The sequence below is a fragment of the Pseudomonas putida W15Oct28 genome, from assembly GCF_000708715.2.
GTDB classification, from domain to species: Bacteria; Pseudomonadota; Gammaproteobacteria; order Pseudomonadales; family Pseudomonadaceae; genus Aquipseudomonas; species Aquipseudomonas putida_R.
Window position 1 is genome coordinate 22226 of the sequence record NZ_JENB01000027.1, and the last position, 21159, is coordinate 43384.

Genomic DNA, 21159 nt, shown 5'->3' on the forward strand with positions numbered 1-21159 from the left:
CCTCGTACATCTGCCCTAATCGCCCACCCCGCCCCTCGGCGTTATAGTCCAGCGATAACAACGCCAAGGAAGCCCCATCATGCACGCCCTCAAGCTCGTCCTCAGTGCCGCCCTCCTGGCCGGCGTCGCCGGCTGCCAGACCATCAAGCCCTCCGAAGACACGCTCAAGCAGCGCACCGAGTTCATACTCAACACCAAGGTTTCGAACGTCGCCGACGTGCGCAGTGACAGCACCATCACCTACTACACCGCCACCACCGCCAAAGGCCGGTACGAGTGCCAGATGCCCAGCGGTGGCATCGTCGCGGTGGCCGGCATGGGCCTGTACGAGCCCACGCCGTCCTGCATGAAGGAAGGCCAGGCGGTCATCCTGCAATAACCCACGCACAGCCCCTGCGCCCTTGCGCCGGTCTAAAGGGCCGGCGCCGCAGGTTCCTCGCGCAAAGCGCGCAGGGCCGCACGCAGTTCAGCTGGGCGTACCGGTTTGGAAAGCACGGCGATATTGCGCTCATGCACCACTGCCTGAATCTTCTCCGGGTCATGGCCGGTCATGATCAACGCGGGTACGTCCCAGCCGCGCTGGGCCCGCAACCTGTCAATGCAGTCGACCCCGGTTGCCTCCTGCCCCAAGTCATAATCGGCAACGATCACTTCACAATCACTGCTCAAACCAGCAGGCGAACTGTGCGCCTCCACCTCGCAACCCCAGCGCTGCAGCAGCGCCGAGGTCGCCTGCAGCACATTGTGGTCGTCTTCCACCAGGCACACCCGCAAGCCGCCAAGCAGGCCGGCCGCAGCCGGCGAGCGCTCGCCCACAACCAGGGCTGGCTGAGCGGCCAGGCGCGGCAAGCCTTGCACGCTGACCGCCGTGCCGTGGCCTGGCCGCGAACGCAGCTTTACGTTCAGGCCCATCAGAAGCCCCAACCGCCGCACAATCGACAAACCCAGGCCCACACCCTCGACATCGTTGTCGCGCACCTGGCGCACCCGGTAGAACTCTTCGAACACCAGCCGCTGATGCGCTTCGTCTATGCCCCGCCCCTGGTCATAAACGACGATGGCAAGGCCTTCGCCGCAGCGCCGTACCGCCAGCAGCAGCGGGCGATGCGCCGCATACTTGAAGCAGTTGGACAGTACGTTCTGCACCATGGTCGTCAGCATGCCGCGGTCGGTGCACGTCCAGTACGCGCAGGGCCGCAAGCGTATCTCCACCCCTGCCCAGCGGGCGGCCTCGGTGTTCTGGCGCACCAGGTCAGTCAGAAAACCAGCCAGGGCAAACGTTTCGCTGCGCGGTTGCACGCGCCCGTTGTCCAGGGTGTACAGGTCGAGAATCGAGCGGAACAGCTGCGAAACGTTGAGCAGCGAGCGGTCGATGCTGTCCACCAGTCGCCGCTCCTCTTCGCCCAGCTGCGCCTCGCGCAGGCAGGCCGTGAACAGGCCGATGGAATGAATAGGTTGGCGCAGGTCGTGGCTGGCCTGGGCCAGGAAGCGGGATTTCTCGCGGTTGGCCGCCGCGGCCTGCTCCGAGGCCTTGCGCGTACGCTCCAGCAGCAGGTGCGCATACACCGGGATGACCGTGCTGGTGGTCAGCAGCATCAACACCATGAACGGGTTGGCCTGCCAGTAAGGTGTGATCTGGTACACCACCAGCAACGCCGCCAGCGCCAGCACCGTGGCAATCGCCAGGTAGCGCGAGCCGAAACGCATGCCGTTGCCCAGGTTCACCCATACCATCACCGCGTAAATCGGCAGTGCCGCCTCGCCGCCGACCACCAGGCCGAAGCAGGTACCGGTGTAGTCATGCACCATGCCCAGCACACGCCGCCAAGGGTAATTCCCGGGCCAACGGGCGATGGCCTGGCGCAAACCGATGGACACCAGCACAAAGGCGACGATGTAGTAGATGACCGGCAGGTAAGGCGCAGGCGAGTTGCCCGGCAGAAAGCCCAGCACGGTCATGTAGACCAGCGCACAGCAGGCGACGATCACGCGCAGGTTGGCTTGATCGAGTTCGTTGTTCTTGTCCAGGTCCATGGCCAGCCTCCCTGTGCACGGGGTCGCATTGCTGCCATCCGTGGGCAGCACCCTTTATCCGAGGCTGCTAAATTAGCATGGTCTTCTACACCCACGGCTACAGGGAGTTGCCAGGCGTGACGTGTCGCATCATCGTGGCGGATGACCATCCGCTGTTCAGGGAAGCCCTGGCGCGCACCGTAAAGCGCGTGGTTGCGGCTGCCTGCATAGAAGAGGCCGGCAACCTGGATGAAGTGATGGCCTTGGGTGATTGCGGGGAGGTACCTGATACCCTGATCCTCGACCTGCGTTTCCCTGGGCTGGTGGACATCCAGTGCCTTGCGCGTTTGCGTCAGCAGTTTCGACGCACCACGCTGATCATCGTGTCGATGGTCGACGACCCCGCCATTGTCGAGCAGGTGATGGCAACGGGGGTCGATGGGTTTATTGGCAAAAGCATCGCCGCAGACGAGATCGGTGCTGCAATCCTCGCCATTCGCAATGGCGAGGTGCTGGTCAGGTATGCGCCCTCAGGCTTGCTGCCCAACCTCGCTGGCGACTGTGCAGTGGAGCAGCTTACCCACCGTCAGCAAGAAGTATTGCGGTTGATTGCCCAGGGCAAAACCAACAAGGAAATTGCCAAGGCCCTGGATATATCGCCGTTTACCGTGCGCATTCATGTTTCGTCGCTGCTCAAGGTGCTTGGGGTCAGTTCGCGTACGGCGGCTGCGGTGAAATACACGGGTAGCTGACACCATTGGTCAGCGAGTGCCCGCACTCAAAGGACTTATGAGGCACGCGTGTCGCTCTTAATCCATGAGGATCAGACACGAGGATTGCGCGATGGATTACTTACTGCAAATGGGCGGCGGCAATGTGCAGGATGACTGGCCGGAGCTTGAGCCCGAGCGCCGCAATGACCGGGTAGATGAACCCGATGCCGACCCCGATGTGACGGATGACGAGGAAAATCGCCCCGGCGTCCCGGCCAGTGACCCGGAGTCCGGCGCCTGACAAAGCGTCTACCTACGCACCCTGTGGCAGCGGGAGCCCCGCTCCCACAGGGCTTTGATCCAGGCTGGGCGGGGTATTACACCATCGCCGCCGGGTCTCCCACCGACTGGTTCGGCTTGCTCCCCGAAATCCGCCAGCTCACGGCGGTTATCCCGTAGCGCTCGGCCATTGGCCGGCTGATCTTCCTGATCTTCTCACGCCCGAACTTGGGAATGATGCCGATGCCCGCATCGCAACTTGCCCAATGCCAGGCCTCGGCATTGTCCAGGCGCTCAAGGCGAATAATGAAACTGCGCGGTTGGCCATGCAGTTGGTAATCGATGATGTAAAGCTGTGGGCTAGGCATCGCAGGGGGCCTCCTCTTCTCCATGGATGACTTCCTGATTGATCGGGCCACGGCCAGAAGATTCAAAATTTTGTCGAACAATTGGCATCAGCGGGCATTACAGGGTGCTAAAGCAGGCCAGCTCAGGGATTCGGCGGCCCTGTGGGAGCGGGTTTACCCGCGAAGAGGCAGGTACAGGCAACCCCTAGGCGTGCACGCTCCACTGAACCGCCTCTGCCTCGATCGGCATCTCGTCAATGGCATGAATCATTCCGTTCTCCAGGGCCTCGCTTGGGCTCAGAATCCGCGGGTGGGCCATCAGGTATCGCGGCACATCCAGCACCTGCGCTGCCCCCTCGGTCCGTTCGGCAACAATCTGCGCATACAACTCCAGATCGTAATCCAGGCTCATCGCGTACTCGGCCATCCGCGCATGGTCCACCGAGCCATGCAAGGTCCAGTGAAACGGGTGGAACAGGAACTTGCTGAAGCTGCACGCCGTGCGTCGCTCCCCGGCCAGGAACAGGATATTGCCCATGGACTCCACCGTGCCCAGGTTGTGGGTATGGACCGCTACCGGCAACGATCGCAGGAAGTTGTACAGGGTAAAGCCATAACTGCACTCGCCGCCCATGGTGGCGATGTTCAGTTGCAGGGTCTCGGCGCCCTGTTGCAACGCCCGCGAGCAGGTGTTGATCAGGTTGCCACAGGTCGACGAATTGATCGGCCCGGTGAAGTGAATGATATGTCTGGCCATGCTCGCCTCCGGGGTTGGCAGGTCACTCCTTGTTCTGCTGTGGATCGTCACCCTGCCCGGCCATCTGACGGTACTGCTTGCGCAGGGCATGCAGTTCGGCCGGGTCCATGTCTTCCAGGTCCAGCAGCGCCTTGTGCGCCCGGCGCGTGGTGCGCAGCAGTTCGTCGATCTTGATGTGCAGTTCGTCGTTGTCGCGGTTCTGGGTGTTCTGGATCAGGAATACCATCAGGAACGTGATGATGGTGGTCGAAGTGTTGATCACCAGCTGCCAGGTGTCGTTGTAGTCAAACAGCGGGCCGGTCACGGCCCAGGTCAGGATCAACAGGCAGGCGATAGCGAAGCTTAGCGGGCGGCCGGCCCGATTGGCCAGCCAGTGGGCGAAACGGTCGAACTTCATACTGGCACCCTTCCACAAAGCGGGTATGCGGTGGAAACGCCCAGCGCCGCAAAGTTCAACCCGGCATCAGTCTTTCCCGTTGGTCAAGCGCGCTGAACCCTGGCCGGTCTTCACCAGTCGACCTAATCAGAACCGGAAAAGAGGATGGCACGAGATCAATGGCTCCTTCTACAGCCTGCAAACCTCGCCCGGACCTGACGAGGGCCCTGTGCCCTGGAGGTGGCAAATGCGCTTTTCTGTCCTGATGTTGATGGTTGCCAGCCTGGCCAGCGGCCAAGCCTTGGCCGAAGCTTGTAATGTGCTGACCCGCTCCTCCAGCGATGCGATAACGCCGGTGGACCGACACACCTGCTACAGCTACAGCAATCTGCCTGCCGAAGCGATCAACTGGTCGTGTAGCAACGAGAGCAAGGACATGCTCAACAGCGAGAAAAGCAAGGTGGCGCGCTGTGCGGATGGCAGCGTTGGCAGCTGTATCGCGCCCTTGACGCAGGAAGCGCTGGCCAATCCCAAAGCCGTCGGTGGCGACAAGCCGGCTTTGCCCGAAGAGGCGCGAGTGATCACCTACTACTACGACACCCCTAGCCTTGGGCAGGCACGAACCGACTGCGAGCGTAACAACGGGGTCTGGCAGACCCATTGAGTCTGCGAACCTGTGCCTTTGTCGGCCCTTGCGGGCAAAGGCAACAGGCACTCCCGGCGGTCAGGCCTGGCTGAACAGCACCCGCTTGAACGCCTCGGCCGCCAGGTGCACCTGCACCGCCCAATCCCCGGCGGCATCGCTGCCTGCATCATCTGAAATGTACTTCAGGCACACGAACGGGATGCCTTCGCTGCGCGCGATCAGCGCCAGTACATAGGCTTCCATGTCGACGACGTCATAAGGCGCGTGGCCATGATTGATTTCGAAGCTGTCGCCGCTGCCACAGGTTTCAAGGGCGAGGCCGGGGATTGCAGCCCCATGCTCCAGTACGACCGGAATATCCGACAAGGGTGTTTCGTAACGGGCGAAGCCCAGTGGTGTCACATCCATGTCGCGTTGTACGAAACGGTTGCAGCACACCACCTCGCCCTTGCCATGGCGCTGGCTGCCAGCCGAGCCAAGGTTGACGATAAGCCTGGGCCTGCGCGTTGCGATCGCTTTGGTAAGGGCGATCGCCGCATTGACCTTGCCAATACCGGTGAAAACGGCGTTCACCTCGGTGAATACATCGCCGGCCTCGGCCTCGAGGGCGAACACAAACAGTGTGTCATCCAGGGAAATGTCGGGGAATTGCTTGATCAGCATCATGGAGCAGGTGTTTCCGCGTGGCTGCAAAGGGCGCGGCCATTGTCGGCCAACCCCGGCTAATTGCAAGCGCTGGCGGCCACTACAGCTTGGCGCGCCTGCACCTTGCCGAGCCCGTTCGCCGTGATCTGTGGCAGACAATACAACTGCTGGTCGGCATGTGTACCGTCGGGCAGCAGGTGACGGGCGTGGAGGAAGATCGCCGTCACGCCGTGCTCCTGGTGTGCTTACTGGCTCGGTTTCTGGCCCGGCATCGGTTCCGGGTCGGGCGCAGGCTGCGGTGCCGGCTTGGAATCGGGTTGCTGCATTTGCAGCGATGGCTTGCTGGGGTCGGCATCCTTGCCCGGGTGGTCATTGTCGCGGTCAAAGCAGCCGCCGACCAAGGTCAGCGAGCCGATGAGGATGATCAGTGGAGTCAGTCGCATGGGTACTCCCCTTTTGGCTGATTGCAGTGCCAGGTCGCCCCGGCACTGCGCGTCGGTCAGTTACGAGCGGCCGCCCTTGCGGCCCGAGTCTTGCGGCATGTCTTTGCCAGAGGACTGGCCGCCCTTGCGTCCGGCTTCGGAAGCCTTTTCTTTATCATTGGCGAAGTTGCCTGGGTTCTTGTTACCGCCTTGGCTGCCTTGTTGGTTGCCGGTACGGCTGTTGTCTTTAGTGGCCATGGTGTTCAAGCCTCGTATGACTTCGGAATGCACGGCAAGCTGCCGTACACAGGTTGGGAGTTCGGCGATATCGCGGGATTCGTTTTATTGCGAAGGGTTCGGACCGGTGGCGTTAAATAAGCAGCAACGCCATATTTGGTGCGCCTGTCAGTCGTGCGGCGGGTTATCCAGATGGGCCTGGCGGCGGCCCAGCCAGCCACCGGTGGCTGCCCAGCCAAGGGCAATCAGCGCACCGATCAGCATCGCCAGTTGCGGGTGCTCACCCATCACGTCCAGCGCGCGCTTGACCCAGCCGCTAAGGGCATCGCCACCCCGGTAGACCACCGTATCGATGAAGTTCTTGGCCTTGTACTTGTCCTCGGCGGGCAGCACGGTGAACAGCATCTCGCGCCCTGGCCGCACCAAGGCGTACTCGCCGGCCCGGCGCACCACCATCACCACCACAAATACCGCGAACACCGGGGCCAGTGCCAGCCACAGGAACCCTGCGGCCATTATTAGCGGCACCGCCACCAGCAACACCCCCACGCCCAAGCGCCGGGCCAGGCGCCCGGTGAGGAATACCTGGGTAAGGATGGCCAGGGCCTGCACCACCGTGTCGATCAGGCCGAAGACCTGGGTTTGCCGGGTGCGATCGGTGAAGGTTTCACTGACGATGCGCGCCTGCTCGAAATACAGGAAGGTGCTGACGCTGGCCAGCAACACCACGAACAGGGCAATGCCCAGCAGGTACGGAGAGCGCAACACGGCGGTAGCGCCGGCAAAAGGGTTGCCGCCCAAGGGCCGCGAACCCGCGCGCTCGGCCTGTTCTGGTAGCGGGTTGCGCACTCGCCAGCGTTGCAGGAACAGGGCCGCACCGCTGCTGCCCAGCAGAAACGCCGCCGCCAGCACCAGCAGCCCGGAATGGCCCAACGGCGCCACCAGCAAGGTGCCGAGAATGGGGCCGCTAAGCCCGCCCAAGCTGGCCCCGGCTGCCAGCAGGCCGAACAGCCGCTTGCCCTGCGCGGTGGAAAACAGGTCGGCGAGCACGCTCCAGGCCAGCGAGATCGTTAGCAAATTGAACACCGACAGCCAGATGTAGAAAGCCCGGGCAGTCCACAAGTCGTCAGGGTTGGCGGCAAACAGCAAGGCAAACAGCAGCAGGTTGCTGGTGAAGAAGCCGTAGGTCCACGGCAGGATGTGCCTGCGTTGCACCCTGGACGCCAGCCAGCCGAACAGCGGCAGGCACGCCAGTGTGGCGATGAAGGTGCCGGTGAACAGCCATTGCAGGTTGTCCACACCCCCGGCGACACCCATGGTTTCGCGCACCGGGCGCAGCATGAAGTAGCCGGTGAACAGCAGGTAGAACAGCAGCAGGCCGGCGATTACCGCCGGCCCCTCGCCGGGCTGAATGTTCAGCCCTTGGTCCAGACGCCGCCGCCAGCCTGGCATGATGTCAGGCAAACTGCTTGATCAGCGCCTGTTGCTGCGCCTGGGTGAGCATGGGTTCATGCCCGGCCTTGAGCTGGTCGAGCTGGCGATCGGGCCGGCCAGTGGCGGGGATGACCGTGGTCACTGCCGGGTGGCTGATGGCGAACTTGAGAAACAGCTGCGCCCAACTGCCAATGCTTGCCTCTGCGGCCCAGCCGGGTAACGGCAGGTCCTTGACCTTGGCGAACAGGCGACCATCGTCGAACGCCCGGTTGATGAGCACCGCAACGCCCTTGTCGTGGCACAGCGGCAGTAGATCGCGAGCGGCGTCGGGGGCATTGACCGAATAGTTGATCTGGATGAAGTCCAGGGGCTCGCTGCGCACGATACGGGCGACTTCGTCTTGGCCACTGTTCAGGTAATGGGTGATGCCGACATAGCGGGTCTTGCCCTGTTGCTTCAGCTCGCGGGCATAGGGCAGTTGGGTCTGCCAGTCGCGCAGGTTGTGGATCTGCAGCAAGTCGACCTTGTCGGTGCGCAGGCTCTTCAGGCTGCCGGCCCATTGCGCTTCGGCGTCGGCCCGGCTGTCGGCGGCGATCTTGGTGGCAATGAAGCACTGTCGGTGCCAGCCGCCCTCTTCCAGCAACTGGCCGAGAATGCTGTCGGCACCGCTGTAGTTGGGCGAGGTGTCGATCACTCGGCCACCTCCTTCGAAAAACGCCTTGAGCACCGCTTTGAGCTGCTGATACTGGGCCGAGCCGGCTTCTACTTCAAAACTGCCGGAAGTACCTGCACCGATCACCGGCAACGCTTCACCGGTGGACGGTATTTTGCGGGTCAGCAAGCCCGCCGGGGTGGCGGCATGCAGCCAGGGGCTGGCGGCAGCCAGCAACCCCAGTGTGGCACCTGCGCGTAGGACATCACGACGTGCGTACATGGAAAAGCTCCCGTCATGAATCGGAAACTTTCAAGGCTAGCCGCTCTATCCCGTGCCGGCAGGTGTTTCTGTATCTGGATGTTTAGTGATCAGGCCAGCAGCAGGCTCAGGTCAACACCCGTCGCGCCCATCGGGGGGCACCAGTAGTAGCCACCGGTCAGTGGCCGGCTGAAGCGGTACAAGCCGTCGATGATGCCGTCCTCCAGGCCGCTCATGCGTCGCAGCTGTACTTCGAACGCATCGAAGCTGTGGCCCAGGGCGACGAAGGCCAGGCCGGCGCCACGCTGATCTGCCCAGGCCACCGAACGACGGACCATGAACGCCTCGGGTTCGAAGCTTTCCTGCGCGGTGCGTTTGACGTGTGCAGACTCGGGCGCATCGTCCAGCTCTTCGTTGTCGCTCAGGCGGCGGCCGATGATGTTGTCCTGGTCAGCCTGGGGCAGCGACTTGAAGTACTCCAGGTCGTGCTTCCACAGCTGGAACGCGGCAAAGCTGGAACCATCGGCAGCAATGGCCGCCTGCACGGCATCTTCGTCCACCGGGTTCTCGGTGCCATCTTCATAGCCGGTCAAGTCATGGCCGCCACGGTGCAGGAAGCCATCAACGCTGTCAGTCAGGCGCAGGGCTGGTGCCAGCGCGTGCTCCAGGGCCTGGGCGCGCAGCAGCAGGTCGCCGCGCTCGTTACCGCGCAGCCACAGCCACAGGGCGTGCTGGGTGCTTGGGTTCTCTACGGCGGCGTCCAGCAGCGGGAAAGCGCGCAGGCCTGGTACTGCACGGCCCAGGGCCTTGGCCAGCGGCGCACCGATACCCAGGATCAGCTGGTCGCCATCGACCAGTGGCAGCAAGGCATCCAGAGCGGCAGGCAGCGCCTCGGGCGATTGCAGGGTGAAAAACAGGTGACGGGCATGGGCCGGCACCGGGGTGGCAAGCAGCCCTTTCTGGAACGGCATGACAGGCTAATCCTCGGTAAAAGCCGGAATGCTACTGCGCCTGCAGCCCTACTGCAACGCGGCATTCAGCCTCGTCATTCGCTGCACTTGGTAACAAATGGTTACCAAGTGCTGGCCCTTTGCGATTAGCTATCAATCAACGTCGACCTACACTCCTCGAGATCCTTCGTCCGAGAGACCTCCCATGACCGCCTCGCCCCTGCTAACCGCCTTCCTGCCGCTTGCGCTGGGTATCATCATGCTCGGCCTGGGGTTGTCGCTGACCCTGACCGATTTCGCTCGCGTGGTGAAATACCCCAAACCGGTGATGGTGGGCCTGGCCTGCCAGATCTTGCTGCTGCCGCTGGTGTGCTTCCTGATCGCCAACGGTTTTGGCCTGGAGTCGGCCCTGGCGGTCGGGCTGATGCTGCTGGCTGCCTCGCCGGGCGGCACCACGGCCAACCTGTTCAGCCATCTGGCCCATGGCGATGTAGCGTTGAACATCACCCTGACGGCCGTCAATTCGCTGATCGCGATCCTGACCATGCCATTACTGGTGAACTTGTCGCTGAGCTGGTTCATGGCCTCGGACCAGGCCATACCGCTGCAGTTTGCCAAGGTGCTGCAGGTATTTGCCATTGTCCTGCTGCCGGTCGCACTGGGTATGCTGATTCGTCGTTACACCCCCGCTTTTGCCGCACGCATGCAGAAGCCGATGAAGCTGGTGGCGGTGCTGTTTCTGGCCTTCACCATTGTCCTGGCACTGGCCAAGGATTGGCAGACCGTGGTCGAGTACGCACCGGTGGTGGGCCTGGCTGCGCTGTCGTTCAACCTGCTGAGCCTGGCCGTGGGCTACTGCGTGCCGCGCCTGTTGAACATCCCCAAACGTCAGGCAATTGCCATCGGCATGGAAATCGGCATTCACAACGGCACGCTGGCGATTGCCTTGGCGCTGAGCCCGTCGTTGCTGAACAACCCGACCATGGCGGTGCCGGCGGCGCTGTACAGCCTGATCATGTTCTTCACGGCGGCAGGGTTTGGCTGGTGGGTGAGCCGCGGGCATGTGGCCGCGCAGCCCGAAGTTGAAACCACACATTGAACGCCAGCATGTGACCTGTGGGAGCGGGCATGCCCGCGAACACCGGCAAAGCCGGTGCCATCCATCGCGTGTGCTGCTTCGCGGGCACGCCCGCTCCCACAGGTCAGGTACAGACCAATCATTGCCGGTTGCGCTTGCTGCGCAACTGGTGCTTCAACGTCTTCAACGGTGGCGCATAGAAAAACCCGAACGACACACTCCCCGTGCGCCCCTTCACCGCGTGGTGCAACTGGTGCGCACGGTGCAGGCGCTTGAGGTAGCGGTTGACCGGGCGTGGCGTGCGCGGCCAATGCCGGTGAAAGAACCCGTCGTGAGCCACGACATACAACATGCCGTACCCCGCCACACCGCCGCCAATCCACTGCAACGGTGCATAACCACTCTTGCCCAAGGCGACCAGCGCTGTGGCGACCAGCCCCAGGGCCACCAGGTACAGGTCGTTGGTTTCGAGCATGCCCAGGTGTGGCTCATGGTGCGAGCGGTGCAGCCACCAGCCCCAGCCATGCATGATGTACTTGTGAGCCAGCGTGCCAACGCCCTCCATGGCCACCAGGGTGCCGAACAATACGGCGAGATTGAACAGCATGGAACGGTCCGGTGGATGGCAAAGGGAGGCGCAAGGGTACCGGCTGCCCAGGTTTTTTTCCATGTGGGCGTGACCGGCTGCCGGCCACTCACGGATGAATCCATTGTCATGTTTTTGCCCTTGACCTGCTCTGCCACGCGGCGTATGGTCCGCGACGCAATTTTGCCTTCCTGAACAGGAGACCTGCCTTGGACAGTAGCCCCAGTCGCTTGCGACAGGCCCGCGTGGCGCGGTAGCCCGGCAGTGTCCTGCACTGTCTGGCCGCTCTGGCAAGACGGTGGTTTCTTGTAACCCCCGCATCTCCCCTCCCTCCTCGTGGTCCTGCGCATTTTTCTGGTTTTTCAACCGCGCCAACTGATGGCGTTCATGCAGGCGTGTGCCTGCGGAAGAGGTTTGCTATGGATTGGAAAGTATTTCTGCTGCGCGTCAGCATTGCCCTGCTGCTGGGGGCACTGATCGGTGCCGAACGGCAATTGCGCCAACGCCTGACCGGGCTGCGCACCAATGCGCTGGTGAGTACTGGTGCCTGCCTGTTCGTGCTGATGACCCAGGCGGTACCAGGCATGGCGCCTGCCGATGCGTCACGCGTCGCCGCCTATGTCGTGTCGGGCATCGGCTTTCTCGGTGGCGGTGTGATCATGCGCGATGGTTTCAACGTGCGTGGCCTGAACACCGCGGCCACGCTGTGGTGCACGGCTGCGGTCGGCGTGCTGTGCAGCCTGGGGCTGCTGCTGGAGGCGGCACTGGGTAGCCTGGTGGTGCTATGCGCCAATATCCTGTTGCGTGACATCGCCCAGCGCCTGGACCGTCAGGACGTGTTGCCGGCCACCGAGGTGGAACAACACTTCGAAGTGCGCATCGTCTGCCGCGCCGAGGACGAGATCCAGGTGCGCAGCCTGATGCTGCATAGCCTGGGCGATCCGCAGCTGCGCTTGCAGTCACTGCAGAGCGAAGACCTGGACAGCCCGGCGCGCCTGGAAGTGCGCGCCGAACTGTTGGGCACCGCGCAGGCACCGGCGCAACTGGAGCGGCTGGTCAGCCGGGTAAGCCTGGAGAAAGGTGTAAGCTCGGTGCGCTGGCAATTACAGTCGCAGGAATTGGCGGCGGACTAGAACGACAGGAGTGCTTCATGGTTATCCGCCCTACCCTTGAACGCGATGTTCAATCCCTGCCGGACGTCGAGCGTTCGGCAGCCCAGGCTTTTGTCGGCTGGCCGGCACTGGCCTGGCTGGCGCAGGGTGATGTGATGGATTGCGCCGCACACAGGGCTTTCGTCGAGGCAGGTGGGAGCTGGGTGGCTGAGGATCGTGCTGGGCGTATTGTGGGATTTGCATGCGCCCGGCTTGAGGAGCAGGCACTGCACCTTCATGAGATATCCGTGCGCCAGGAGGCCCAAGGGCAAGGTGTCGGGCGCCGATTGCTGCAGCATGTAGTAAATGCCGCGCGCTGCGCCGGTGTTCGCGAGCTGACGTTGACGACCTTTGGCGATGTGCCCTGGAATGCGCCGTTTTATGCACGGTTCGGGTTTGAGGTGATCGATGAGGGGCTGCTAGGCGAACGGCTTCAGGGCATTCTTGCCAGCGAGCACGCTCACGGCCTGAAAGGGCGTTGTGCAATGCGCCTGCGCATTACTCCTTAACCTTTGGGGCTGCTTCGCAGCCCATCGCGACGCAAGGCCGCTCCCACAGGTACTGCATAATCCCGCAGCCTGCGCGGCCCCTGTGGGAGCGGGCATGCCCGCGAAGAACCCAGCGCGGTGGATGGCACCGGCTTCGCCGGTATTCGCGGCTAAAGCCGCTCCCACAGGTACTGCATAAGCCCGCAGCCTGGGCGGTCCTTGTGGGAGCGGGTTCACCCGCGAAGAATCCTGCGCGGTGGATGGTACCGGCTTCGCCGGTGTTCGCGGGCCTGCCCGCTCCCACAGTGATCGCGCAAACGCTTAGAGTTTGAACAAGACAGTTGCTCCCACAGAGGAGGCAAAAGCGCCCCGGCTATGCCAGCACCACACTCCCCGCCACGCAATACCCATCCCGCCCCTGCTGTTTGGCCTGGTACAACGCCCGATCTGCCGCCGCGACCAGCGCCTCGGTGGTCACCCCTTCCCGCGCCAGGTCGCCCACCGCGATCCCCGCACTGAACGACACCCGCCCCAACGGGCTCCCCGCATGTTCCAGCATCTGACGGCGCAACAGCTGCTGCAGCTCCTGCACCAGCACTTCAGCCCCGCGGCTATCGGTATCGGGCAGCAACAGGGTAAATTCCTCACCACCATAACGCACAGCCAGGTCGGCAGGCCGTTTCAAGGCCTGTTGCAGCACCTCGGCAAAACGCCGCAGGCACTGGTCGCCTGCCGGGTGACCGTAGCGGTCGTTATAGGCTTTGAAGTAGTCCAGGTCGAGCATCACCAGCGCCAGCGGGTAGCCCTGCCGGCGTGCCCGGCGCAGCTCTGATTCGAATACCGCATCCAGCCGCCGACGGTTGCCCAGCCCGGTCAGGCTGTCGGTCAAGGCCAGTGCCTTGAGCGTCTGGTGCGCCTGGAGCAGCGCCCGCTCGATAACGATGCGCTCGCGCAACTGGCGCAGCACCACGCCGCCAAACGCTGCCAGCCCGACCAGCAACAGCAGCATGACGGCCATTGATTTGATTGCATCATGCCGCCAGGGCGCGACGATCGACTCGCGCGACAGGCCTGCCTCCACTACCAGCGGGTAGCTGGTCAACGCGCGATAGCCATACAGCCGCGGTGTACCATCGATCACCGCCACTGCCTCGGCTACCCCTTCTGCAGCATACGGCAAGTGGTTGCGGAAGATCTCGCTGTTGGCCAGGCTGCGGCCAACCACCTGTGCCACAAACGGGCGCCGTACCAGTATGGTGCCGTCACGTTTTGCCAGCACCAGTGCGCCGCGCTCGTCGATCTTGAAGTCGCCGTAATAACGCACGAACCACTCCACTTTGATGGTGCCCAGCAATACGCCGGCGAAGCTGCCATCGGGATGGTCCAGGCGCCTGGAAATGGGAATGATCAGATCGCCGGTCGAGCGGCTGCGTACCACTGAACCGATGCGTACGCCCCGGTCGGTGTGGTTGCGGTGGTAGGTAAAGTAGTCGCGGTCGGCGTTATTGGCGTTGGCCGGGATTGCCGCCTGATCAGTGACGATCCAGCTACCGTCCGGGCCGTAAACGAACAACCCGTGCAACTGCGGCATGATGCTTTTCTGTTGCGCCAGCAAGGCATGCAGGCGCGGCCGGTCGATGTGGTCGAAACCGTCGCCTTCCAGGCGCTCGGCCAGGGCAGCGGTAATGGCGTCGACCTGGCGGATGGCATCCTCGGCATGCTGCGCCGTGGCCCGGGCCAGGTTGCTGACCATGTTCTCGGCATTGCTGTAAGCGTTTCGGTAGTCACGCCAGATGCGCCAGCCTTCCACCAGTACAAACGCCAGCATCACCACCAGCATGAACGCCAGTACCAGGCGAAACAGCGCCACGGCGCGGCCCTCGCCGGTTACCGCGAAAAGTCCGTCGTCATCGTGTTTCCTGGCTGCGCACATTGGAGTCCCTGGCCATACCGCGTTCGCCGCTTTTACTATAGTTCAGCGCTGCACGGTAGAAACCGGCGGTGAAAAAGATTAAACCTTTGCCCCAACCTCACCCTCAACTGTACGCGACACTGAGGTCGCGCCACGGTTTAAGGAGTGAAGCATGAGCAATCTCTTCATCAAGCGCGTTGGTTTCTCCATGGTGTTGGGCCTGGCATCGGTGCACGCACTGGCGGCGAGCTCCGATGACTTCGTCGATGCGGCCACCGAGGCTGGCATTGCCGAAGTGGTCACCGGCAACCTGGCCAAGGAAAAAAGCCAGAATACCGATATCAAGGCATTCGCCCAGCAAATGGTCACTGATCACACCCAGGCCAACCAGAAACTCGGCGACATCGCCCGCAAGCTGGATATATCCGTTCCGGATGAGGCGGCCATGACCGACAAGGTCAAGAAAATGATCCTGGAATGGCGTGACGAATCATTCGACAAGTCGTACCTCAACAACCAGGTCGACGCTCACGAAAAAGCAGTGGAACTGTTCAAGAAAGAGGCGGCATCGTCCGACAAGGCCGAGCTGAAAGCCTTCGCCAGCGAAACCCTGCCCAAACTCGAACAGCATCTGGAGCATGCCAAGGCGCTTCAGGCCAAACACGCCAAGTGAGGTTCGAAATGAGTAACGATGCATTGAAAACCGAAGTCCTTACCCGCCTGCTGCATTCGCACCCTGAAGGCTTGGGCAAGGAAGTGCTGGATAACTACCGCGGCGAGAAGGCGGTGGCCGGCGTGCTAAAGACGCTGCAGGAAGCCGGCTTGATCCACGACGGCAGCGTGGTGGTGGGAAGTGACCACCAGATCAGCGTGCACTACCCCATCAAGCTGTCGGCGGCAGGTGTCGAAGCGGCGCGACAAGCCGAATCCTGAGTCCTCGCCCTTTGTAGGAGCGGCCTTGTGTCGCGATCGGGTCGCAAAGCGGCCCCAGCAATTCATGCGTTAGAGCAGATGCCGTGGGGCCGCTTTGCGGCCCGATCGCGACACAAGGCCGCCCCTACACTAACCGCCTTCATTTTCTGCCAATACAGCCAACTGCGTCCGACACTGCGTCAAGGCCTCATCACGTTCCTTTAGCTGCTCCTCAAAGCGCTGCAATTGCCGCGCTTGTTCGGCGCACAAGTCCCGCCTGTCTTCCAGGCTCTGCGCCTGCACATCCAGCTGCCGGCGCATTTCCTCGCTGGCGCCTTGGGCCTGGGCGAGGATCGTGCGCAAGCCCTGGATCTGTGCATCGCGTTGTTCCAGCAACTCGTCCTGCGCCCGGCACTCGCTGGCAGCCTGGCGGTGCTCACCCAGCAAGCGCTCGTTATCGCGGTGCAGGCGGGTCAGTTCGTCCTGCTTGACGATCATGCCCTGCTGCAACTGGCGCACTTCCACCTGCATCTGCTGCAACTGCGCTTCGTGGCGGCGCTGTTCCTGCTCACGCTGTTCACGGCTGGCATTGCGATAGTGCTCCAGGGCATCGCGGGCATGGCGGTGCTTGTCTTCCAGCGACTTGACCTGTTCGTCCTTGTCAGCCAGGCGCACCTGCAATTCACCCAGCGACTGGTTGAGGCTGGCACTGCGTAGCTGTTCGGCCTGCAGGGTGCTTTGTGTGGACAGCAGCTTTTCTGTCTCGGCGGCCAATGCCGCTGCATCGATCTTGTGTTGCTGATGCGCTGCAGCCAGCGCCTGCTGGGCGATTTCCAGCTGCGCTTCAAGCGTTTCGCGCTGTTGAGTGAAGGTGCTCTCGGCCTGCTCGATCGTGAGGTCGGCCTCGTCCTGCAGCTGGGTTGCCAGTTGGCCGACCAGGCGGCTCAAGACATCGCTAAGCGCGGCGCCGCCTTCGGAAGCCACCGGTTGCTGGCCGTTCAGCTCCTTCAGGTAGCGGTGAATCGTGGTCTTGGAGCCGGTATTACCCAGTTCGATACGTATGGCATCGATGCTGGGGTTCTCGCCCCGGGCAATCAGCGCCTGACGCGCCTGCTGCACTACCACCTTGTTGATACCGCCCCGGGCCATGCTTGCTCCTACGATTTTGTACTGTGTTATGTAATATGTAATTACGTACTAATTATGACGAAATCTCCCAAGCCCTGCAAACCTTTCCTCACATGGAATAATCACGGCTTATCGCATGTGAGAGGCAAAAGGGTGTTGTTTTCGACGCTGACAACCGTACGCAAGCTGCAGGCGCACGACCTTGTGCCGGTTACGCTTTGCCGCCACCATGGGCGTCCAGCACTGATCACCGACAGAAAATGACCCTGGAAAACTACAAGGCAATCGCCGACAGCATCGCCCTGCTGCTGTACCCGCACGCTGAAGTCATCGTCCACGAACTGCGCAGCCAGACAGTCGTGCACATCGCCAACAACTTCTCCCAGCGCAAGCTGGGCGACGATTCGGCAATCGATCACGAATTGGGCGATGTGCTTGACGGCGCCAACCTGGGCCCGTACGAGAAGCTCAACTGGAATGGGCAGAAGGTCCGTTCCATCAGTACCGTGCTGCGCAACGCAGATGGCGAAGCCGAGCACCTGATGTGCATCAATCTGAACGTGTCGGTACTGGAGCAAGCCCGTGTGGCGCTCGATGCGTTCTTCCAGATGGGCCGGCTGGTACCGCAACCTGACGCGTTGTTCCGCAACGACTGGCAGGAACGTATCAACACCTTCCTCCATGCGTGGCTGCAAGCGCGCAACCTGTCGCTGCAGACGCTGCAGATGAAGGACAAGCGCAGCCTGGTGCAGGCACTGCACGCCGAAGGCGCGTTCGAAGGCAGAAGTGGTGCTGACTATGTCGCCAACGTGCTGAGCATGGGCCGGGCCACTGTGTACAAATACCTGAAAGAGCTGAAGGCCTAGCAGCGGGCTGGTCCGACAGGAGGTTGCCAGCAGCTGTGCTCGCGCACTTGTCTCCCATGGATAATTATTCTACTGTGGATAAATATTCCATATGGAGCACAGCATGCCAGCCTCTACGACTTCACCGACCGTTGCCGATGCCCTTTACCTCGATGCGCTGTACGCATCCATCAAGGAAGCCCACAGCGCGCTGCGCCCTGCCGTCAGCATCACACCGCTCACTTACAGCGCCCGGTTGTCGGCATTGACCGGCTGTGAAGTCTTGCTCAAATGTGAACACCTGCAGCACACCGGTTCGTTCAAATTCCGCGGCGCCAGCAACAAGATCCGCCTGCTGCCGATTGAGGTGCGCAAGCATGGGGTCATTGCTGCTTCTTCCGGCAACCATGGGCAGGCACTGGCACTGGCCGGTAAAACGGCTGGCGTGCCAGTGACTGTCTACACCGCCACTTCCGCCTCGCCCTACAAACTGGAGGCGATGCGCGCGCTGGGCGCCGAAGTGCTTTGCCTGCCCACGGACCCGCTAAGTGCAGAACTGGAAGCAGCCCGGCAAGCCAAGGCTCAGGGTGTACCGTTCGTGTCCCCCTACAACGACCTGCAAGTCATTGCCGGCCAGGGCACCATCGGCATGGAGTTGTTCGAGCAGGCACCAGACCTGGACGCGGTGTTTGTCGCCGTCGGCGGTGGCGGGATGATTGCCGGCATCGGCGCCGCCCTGCGTGTGCTCAAGCCGGGCACCGAAATCATTGGCTGCTGGCCGGCGAATGACCCTGCACTGGAGCAATCACTCAAGGCCGGCAAAATTGTCGAGGTGGACGCCCGCGAAACGCTGTCGGACGGCACAGCTGGCGGCGTCGAGCCCGGCGCCATCACCTTGCCGCTGTGCCAGGCACTGATTACCGATACCGTGCTGGTCAGCGAAGACGAAATCCGCGCTGCCATGCGCGATGTCGCCAGCAATGAACGCTGGATCATCGAAGGCGCTGCAGCGGTTGCGGTCGCCGGCATGCAAAAGCTTGCCGAGCGCTACCGGGGCAAGCGTGTTGCTGTAATCCTGTGCGGCCGTAACATCGTGCTGGAAAAGTTCCTCGAGGCCGTGCAATGAAGGTCTTCAGCAAGGCGCAGATTGTCGCCAGCTTCAACCCGGAGCTGGCGGTTAGCCTGCAGGAAGAAGGCTTCATCGCCTACTCCGAAGGCAAGGTGCAGGTGCCGCCCGTGCAGGGCTTCGCATTTGAAGGGGCGAACGGTGACTGCTGCGTGAAATCGGCGTACATCGAGGGCAGCCCTACCTTCACCGTCAAGCTTTCAACCGGTTTTTATGACAACCCTTCCAAGGGCCTGCCGAGCAACGATGGCCTGATGCTGGTGCTGTCTGCGCTCACCGGGCAGCCCCTGGCGCTGCTGCAAGACCAAGGCTGGCTGACCGCCATGCGCACCGCGCTGGCCGGGCGTATCGCTGCCCGACTGCTGGCACCGGCCGAGGTCAAGGCCATTGGTATTCTCGGCACCGGCATGCAGGCGCAGATGCAGCTTGAACAGCTGCGCGCCGTTACCGATTGCCGCCAGGTCATTGTCTGGGGCCGGCATGAAAGCGGGCTTGCGGCCTATGCAACATTTGCCCGTGAACTGGGCTTCGAGGTTCGCAGCACGCGGGATGCCGCAGAGGTCGCGGGCGCTGCAAACCTGATTGTCTGCACCACCCCTTCCCGCCAGGCGCTGCTACACAGCGAGTGGGTCCAGCCGGGCACGCATATCACTGCCGTCGGCGCCGATGCGCCCGGCAAGCAGGAGCTGGACCCGGCACTGGTGGCCAGGGCAGACCGCATCATCGTCGACTCGGTCGCCCAGTGCAGCCAGTACGGCGAAGTGGCCCACGCGCTCAAGAGCGGTCAGCTACACGCCAACCAGCTGATCGAGTTGGGCGCGTTGCTGGCCGGCCGCGCCAAAGGGCGCGAGCACGACGGCCAGATCACCGTGGCAGACCTGACCGGCGTGGCAGTGCAGGATGCGCAAGTCGCAAGCTACGCCCTGGCTGCACTGAGCGCCTGAGGCCATAGCGAAGTCAGAGCAAACGCTGCACCTGCGCCGGCGTACGCTGCATCAGCACCTTGCCATTGCGTACCGACACTAGCGCATGCCCCTGGGTACGGACCATTTCGTAATCGTCAGGCGCCGACAACAGCAACAGGTTCGCCGGCCGCCCCACCTCGATGCCGTAGCGCTCGCCCAGGTTCAGGGTGCGGGCGCTGTTATCGGTGATCAGGTCAAGGCAACGCTGCAGGTCTTCGTAGCCGAGCATGTGGCAGATGTGCAGGCCGGCTTCAAGAATGCGCAGGATGTTGCCATTGCCCAGCGGGTACCACGGGTCGACGATGGAATCCTGGCCAAAGCACACGTTCATCCCCGCACGGTCGATCTCTGCCACACGGGTCACGCCACGGCGCTTGGGGTAGTTGTCGAAGCGCCCTTGCAGGTGAATGCTCTCGGTCGGGCACGACACGAAGTTGATGCCCGACAGCTTGAGCAGGCGGAACAGCTTGTAGCAGTAGGCATTGTCATACGAGCCCATGGCCACGGTGTGGCTGGCCGTCACCCGGGCACCCATGCCGCGCACCCGGGCCTCCTCGGCCAGCACTTCCAGGAAGCGTGATTGCGGGTCGTCGGTCTCGTCGCAGTGCACGTCCACCAGGCAACCGGTACGCTCGGCCAGGTCCATCAGGAACTTCACCGACGACACGCCCTGGTCGCGGGTGTTCTCGAAATGCGGAATACCGCCGACCACATCGGCGCCAATCGCCACCGCTTCGGTCATCAGCGCCCGGCCGTTGGCGTACGACTCGATACCCTCCTGCGGGAAGGCGACAATCTGCAAGTCGACCAGCTCGCGTACTTCATCACGTACCTCGACCATGGCCTTGAGTGCGGTGAGTTTCGGGTCGGTCACATCGACGTGGGTGCGCACATGCTGGATGCCGTGGTCCACCAGCATGCCGATGGTCTTTTTTGCGCGCGACTTGATGTCTTCATGGGTGGTGATTTCCTTGCGCTCGGCCCAGCATTCGATGCCTTCGAACAGGGTGCCGCTCATGTTCCACCGGGGTTCGCCGGCAGTCAGTGTGGCGTCGAGGTGGATATGCGGTTCGACAAAGGGCGCCACCACCAGGTTTTGCCCTGCGTCCAGGTCATGGGCAGCAGCGGGCGCCACCCCCTCGGTCTGCGGCACGATGGCGGCAATGCGCTCGCCGTTCAGTTCGATGCGGAACAGGCCAGGCTTGCCGCGCAGGCGTGCGTTGAGGATGTTCATGC

Annotated in this window: 27 protein-coding genes; 12 read left to right on the plus strand and 15 right to left on the minus strand. The window is 62.5% G+C overall.

Features of this window, described 5'->3' with window-relative positions:
- Positions 1-79 precede the first annotated feature (79 nt).
- Entirely contained in the window at positions 80-379 is a 300-nt protein-coding gene (locus AK81_RS18630; protein WP_043201192.1) for a hypothetical protein, read from the plus strand.
- Between the two features lie 32 nt (positions 380-411).
- Here AK81_RS18630 and AK81_RS18635 read toward each other — a convergent pair whose 3' ends face one another.
- Positions 412-2034, minus strand: coding sequence for an ATP-binding response regulator (locus AK81_RS18635; RefSeq protein WP_043201194.1), 1623 nt, complete (start codon positions 2032-2034; stop codon positions 412-414).
- A 116-nt stretch (positions 2035-2150) separates the two neighbouring features.
- On the opposite strand from AK81_RS18635, the gene AK81_RS18640 reads away from it, so the two are divergent.
- On the plus strand, positions 2151-2765 hold the full coding sequence (locus AK81_RS18640) for a LuxR C-terminal-related transcriptional regulator (protein ID WP_043201295.1): 615 nt from the start codon (positions 2151-2153) through the stop codon (positions 2763-2765).
- A 91-nt stretch (positions 2766-2856) separates the two neighbouring features.
- Positions 2857-3027, plus strand: coding sequence for a hypothetical protein (locus AK81_RS30145; protein WP_160325561.1), 171 nt, complete (start codon positions 2857-2859; stop codon positions 3025-3027).
- A 76-nt stretch (positions 3028-3103) separates the two neighbouring features.
- On the opposite strand, the gene AK81_RS18645 is transcribed toward AK81_RS30145, so the two are convergent.
- From AK81_RS18645 to AK81_RS18655, 3 genes are all read right to left on the minus strand, one after another.
- On the minus strand, positions 3104-3373 hold the full coding sequence (locus AK81_RS18645; RefSeq protein ID WP_043201297.1) for a DUF6555 family protein: 270 nt from the start codon (positions 3371-3373) through the stop codon (positions 3104-3106).
- Between the two features lie 184 nt (positions 3374-3557).
- On the minus strand, positions 3558-4109 hold the full coding sequence (locus AK81_RS18650) for an ATP-dependent Clp protease proteolytic subunit (RefSeq protein ID WP_043201195.1): 552 nt from the start codon (positions 4107-4109) through the stop codon (positions 3558-3560).
- A gap of 22 nt (positions 4110-4131) precedes the next feature.
- Entirely contained in the window at positions 4132-4506 is a 375-nt protein-coding gene (locus tag AK81_RS18655; RefSeq protein WP_043201197.1) for a low affinity iron permease family protein, read from the minus strand.
- A 226-nt stretch (positions 4507-4732) separates the two neighbouring features.
- Between AK81_RS18655 and AK81_RS18660 the strand changes: the two genes are divergently transcribed.
- On the plus strand, positions 4733-5149 hold the full coding sequence (locus AK81_RS18660) for a hypothetical protein (protein WP_043201199.1): 417 nt from the start codon (positions 4733-4735) through the stop codon (positions 5147-5149).
- 60 nt (positions 5150-5209) lie between these two features.
- On the opposite strand, the gene AK81_RS18665 is transcribed toward AK81_RS18660, so the two are convergent.
- The 7 genes from AK81_RS18665 to AK81_RS18690 all read right to left on the minus strand — a co-directional run bounded on the left by AK81_RS18665 (position 5210) and on the right by AK81_RS18690 (position 9753).
- Complete coding sequence (locus AK81_RS18665) at positions 5210-5797, minus strand: nucleosidase (protein WP_043201201.1); 588 nt, start codon at positions 5795-5797, stop codon at positions 5210-5212.
- 56 nt (positions 5798-5853) lie between these two features.
- Complete coding sequence (locus tag AK81_RS29705; protein WP_241496093.1) at positions 5854-6003, minus strand: hypothetical protein; 150 nt, start codon at positions 6001-6003, stop codon at positions 5854-5856.
- Between the two features lie 18 nt (positions 6004-6021).
- Positions 6022-6219 carry a hypothetical protein gene (locus tag AK81_RS18670; protein WP_043201203.1) on the minus strand — a complete coding sequence of 66 codons (198 nt, stop codon included), beginning with the start codon at positions 6217-6219 and terminating at the stop codon, positions 6022-6024.
- Positions 6220-6279: 60 nt separating this feature from the next.
- Positions 6280-6456 carry a general stress protein gene (locus AK81_RS18675; protein ID WP_043201205.1) on the minus strand — a complete coding sequence of 59 codons (177 nt, stop codon included), beginning with the start codon at positions 6454-6456 and terminating at the stop codon, positions 6280-6282.
- A gap of 147 nt (positions 6457-6603) precedes the next feature.
- A complete protein-coding gene (locus AK81_RS18680) occupies positions 6604-7887 on the minus strand; it encodes an NTP/NDP exchange transporter (RefSeq protein ID WP_043201207.1) in 1284 nt (427 codons plus the stop codon).
- Between the two features lie 4 nt (positions 7888-7891).
- A complete protein-coding gene (locus AK81_RS18685) occupies positions 7892-8803 on the minus strand; it encodes an aldo/keto reductase (RefSeq protein WP_043201209.1) in 912 nt (303 codons plus the stop codon).
- A gap of 89 nt (positions 8804-8892) precedes the next feature.
- Positions 8893-9753 carry a Dyp-type peroxidase gene (locus AK81_RS18690; RefSeq protein WP_043201211.1) on the minus strand — a complete coding sequence of 287 codons (861 nt, stop codon included), beginning with the start codon at positions 9751-9753 and terminating at the stop codon, positions 8893-8895.
- A 184-nt stretch (positions 9754-9937) separates the two neighbouring features.
- Between AK81_RS18690 and AK81_RS18695 the strand changes: the two genes are divergently transcribed.
- Positions 9938-10831, plus strand: a complete 894-nt coding sequence (locus AK81_RS18695) for a bile acid:sodium symporter family protein (RefSeq protein ID WP_043201214.1) — start codon at positions 9938-9940, stop codon at positions 10829-10831.
- Positions 10832-10949: 118 nt separating this feature from the next.
- Here the strand turns inward: AK81_RS18695 and AK81_RS18700 are convergent, their stop codons facing one another.
- A complete protein-coding gene (locus AK81_RS18700) occupies positions 10950-11417 on the minus strand; it encodes a sterol desaturase family protein (RefSeq protein WP_043201217.1) in 468 nt (155 codons plus the stop codon).
- Positions 11418-11815: 398 nt separating this feature from the next.
- On the opposite strand from AK81_RS18700, the gene AK81_RS18705 reads away from it, so the two are divergent.
- Together AK81_RS18705 and AK81_RS18710 are read left to right on the plus strand one after the other, a co-directional pair.
- The gene (locus AK81_RS18705) at positions 11816-12529 is read left to right on the plus strand and encodes an MgtC/SapB family protein (protein ID WP_043201219.1); all 714 of its coding nucleotides are present in this window, start codon (positions 11816-11818) and stop codon (positions 12527-12529) included.
- A 17-nt stretch (positions 12530-12546) separates the two neighbouring features.
- Positions 12547-13056 carry a GNAT family N-acetyltransferase gene (locus AK81_RS18710; RefSeq protein ID WP_043201222.1) on the plus strand — a complete coding sequence of 170 codons (510 nt, stop codon included), beginning with the start codon at positions 12547-12549 and terminating at the stop codon, positions 13054-13056.
- Positions 13057-13408: 352 nt separating this feature from the next.
- Here the strand turns inward: AK81_RS18710 and AK81_RS18715 are convergent, their stop codons facing one another.
- A complete protein-coding gene (locus tag AK81_RS18715; protein ID WP_043201223.1) occupies positions 13409-14968 on the minus strand; it encodes a sensor domain-containing diguanylate cyclase in 1560 nt (519 codons plus the stop codon).
- A gap of 151 nt (positions 14969-15119) precedes the next feature.
- On the opposite strand from AK81_RS18715, the gene AK81_RS18720 reads away from it, so the two are divergent.
- Complete coding sequence (locus AK81_RS18720; RefSeq protein ID WP_043201224.1) at positions 15120-15620, plus strand: DUF4142 domain-containing protein; 501 nt, start codon at positions 15120-15122, stop codon at positions 15618-15620.
- Positions 15621-15628: 8 nt separating this feature from the next.
- Positions 15629-15880 (plus strand): hypothetical protein, encoded by a 252-nt coding sequence (locus AK81_RS18725; protein WP_043201225.1) that lies wholly within the window; start codon positions 15629-15631, stop codon positions 15878-15880.
- A gap of 129 nt (positions 15881-16009) precedes the next feature.
- On the opposite strand, the gene AK81_RS18730 is transcribed toward AK81_RS18725, so the two are convergent.
- On the minus strand, positions 16010-17008 hold the full coding sequence (locus AK81_RS18730; RefSeq protein WP_043201226.1) for a DNA-binding protein: 999 nt from the start codon (positions 17006-17008) through the stop codon (positions 16010-16012).
- 239 nt (positions 17009-17247) lie between these two features.
- On the opposite strand from AK81_RS18730, the gene AK81_RS18735 reads away from it, so the two are divergent.
- The 3 genes from AK81_RS18735 (at position 17248) to AK81_RS18745 (ending at position 19902) form a co-directional block, all read left to right on the plus strand.
- Positions 17248-17853 carry a helix-turn-helix transcriptional regulator gene (locus tag AK81_RS18735; RefSeq protein WP_043201228.1) on the plus strand — a complete coding sequence of 202 codons (606 nt, stop codon included), beginning with the start codon at positions 17248-17250 and terminating at the stop codon, positions 17851-17853.
- Positions 17854-17956: 103 nt separating this feature from the next.
- Positions 17957-18958 (plus strand): threonine/serine dehydratase, encoded by a 1002-nt coding sequence (locus AK81_RS18740; protein ID WP_043201229.1) that lies wholly within the window; start codon positions 17957-17959, stop codon positions 18956-18958.
- Positions 18955-19902: an ornithine cyclodeaminase family protein gene (locus AK81_RS18745; protein WP_043201231.1), complete on the plus strand. Its 948-nt coding sequence runs from the start codon at positions 18955-18957 to the stop codon at positions 19900-19902. The genes AK81_RS18740 and AK81_RS18745 overlap by 4 nt, the downstream gene beginning before the upstream one ends.
- A 13-nt stretch (positions 19903-19915) precedes the next feature.
- Here the strand turns inward: AK81_RS18745 and codA are convergent, their stop codons facing one another.
- A complete protein-coding gene (gene codA / locus AK81_RS18750) occupies positions 19916-21157 on the minus strand; it encodes a cytosine deaminase (protein WP_043201232.1) in 1242 nt (413 codons plus the stop codon).
- Between the last annotated feature and the right edge of the window lie 2 nt (positions 21158-21159).

Coding starts and splice junctions, on each gene's coding strand:
- AK81_RS18710 (WP_043201222.1), top strand. CDS start 12,547: ATGGTTATCCGCCCTACCCTTGAACGCGATGTTCAATCCCTGCCGGAC.
- AK81_RS18745 (WP_043201231.1), top strand. CDS start 18,955: ATGAAGGTCTTCAGCAAGGCGCAGATTGTCGCCAGCTTCAACCCGGAG.
- AK81_RS18700 (WP_043201217.1), bottom strand. CDS start 11,417: ATGCTGTTCAATCTCGCCGTATTGTTCGGCACCCTGGTGGCCATGGAG.
- AK81_RS18740 (WP_043201229.1), top strand. CDS start 17,957: ATGCCAGCCTCTACGACTTCACCGACCGTTGCCGATGCCCTTTACCTC.
- AK81_RS18695 (WP_043201214.1), top strand. CDS start 9,938: ATGACCGCCTCGCCCCTGCTAACCGCCTTCCTGCCGCTTGCGCTGGGT.
- AK81_RS18670 (WP_043201203.1), bottom strand. CDS start 6,219: ATGCGACTGACTCCACTGATCATCCTCATCGGCTCGCTGACCTTGGTC.
- AK81_RS18715 (WP_043201223.1), bottom strand. CDS start 14,968: ATGTGCGCAGCCAGGAAACACGATGACGACGGACTTTTCGCGGTAACC.
- AK81_RS18705 (WP_043201219.1), top strand. CDS start 11,816: ATGGATTGGAAAGTATTTCTGCTGCGCGTCAGCATTGCCCTGCTGCTG.
- AK81_RS18665 (WP_043201201.1), bottom strand. CDS start 5,797: ATGATGCTGATCAAGCAATTCCCCGACATTTCCCTGGATGACACACTG.
- AK81_RS18725 (WP_043201225.1), top strand. CDS start 15,629: ATGAGTAACGATGCATTGAAAACCGAAGTCCTTACCCGCCTGCTGCAT.
- AK81_RS18730 (WP_043201226.1), bottom strand. CDS start 17,008: ATGGCCCGGGGCGGTATCAACAAGGTGGTAGTGCAGCAGGCGCGTCAG.
- AK81_RS18690 (WP_043201211.1), bottom strand. CDS start 9,753: ATGCCGTTCCAGAAAGGGCTGCTTGCCACCCCGGTGCCGGCCCATGCC.
- AK81_RS18635 (WP_043201194.1), bottom strand. CDS start 2,034: ATGGACCTGGACAAGAACAACGAACTCGATCAAGCCAACCTGCGCGTG.
- AK81_RS18675 (WP_043201205.1), bottom strand. CDS start 6,456: ATGGCCACTAAAGACAACAGCCGTACCGGCAACCAACAAGGCAGCCAA.
- AK81_RS18735 (WP_043201228.1), top strand. CDS start 17,248: ATGACCCTGGAAAACTACAAGGCAATCGCCGACAGCATCGCCCTGCTG.
- AK81_RS18680 (WP_043201207.1), bottom strand. CDS start 7,887: ATGCCAGGCTGGCGGCGGCGTCTGGACCAAGGGCTGAACATTCAGCCC.
- codA (WP_043201232.1), bottom strand. CDS start 21,157: ATGAACATCCTCAACGCACGCCTGCGCGGCAAGCCTGGCCTGTTCCGC.
- AK81_RS18655 (WP_043201197.1), bottom strand. CDS start 4,506: ATGAAGTTCGACCGTTTCGCCCACTGGCTGGCCAATCGGGCCGGCCGC.
- AK81_RS18720 (WP_043201224.1), top strand. CDS start 15,120: ATGAGCAATCTCTTCATCAAGCGCGTTGGTTTCTCCATGGTGTTGGGC.
- AK81_RS18650 (WP_043201195.1), bottom strand. CDS start 4,109: ATGGCCAGACATATCATTCACTTCACCGGGCCGATCAATTCGTCGACC.
- AK81_RS18645 (WP_043201297.1), bottom strand. CDS start 3,373: ATGCCTAGCCCACAGCTTTACATCATCGATTACCAACTGCATGGCCAA.
- AK81_RS18685 (WP_043201209.1), bottom strand. CDS start 8,803: ATGTACGCACGTCGTGATGTCCTACGCGCAGGTGCCACACTGGGGTTG.
- AK81_RS18630 (WP_043201192.1), top strand. CDS start 80: ATGCACGCCCTCAAGCTCGTCCTCAGTGCCGCCCTCCTGGCCGGCGTC.
- AK81_RS18660 (WP_043201199.1), top strand. CDS start 4,733: ATGCGCTTTTCTGTCCTGATGTTGATGGTTGCCAGCCTGGCCAGCGGC.
- AK81_RS30145 (WP_160325561.1), top strand. CDS start 2,857: ATGGATTACTTACTGCAAATGGGCGGCGGCAATGTGCAGGATGACTGG.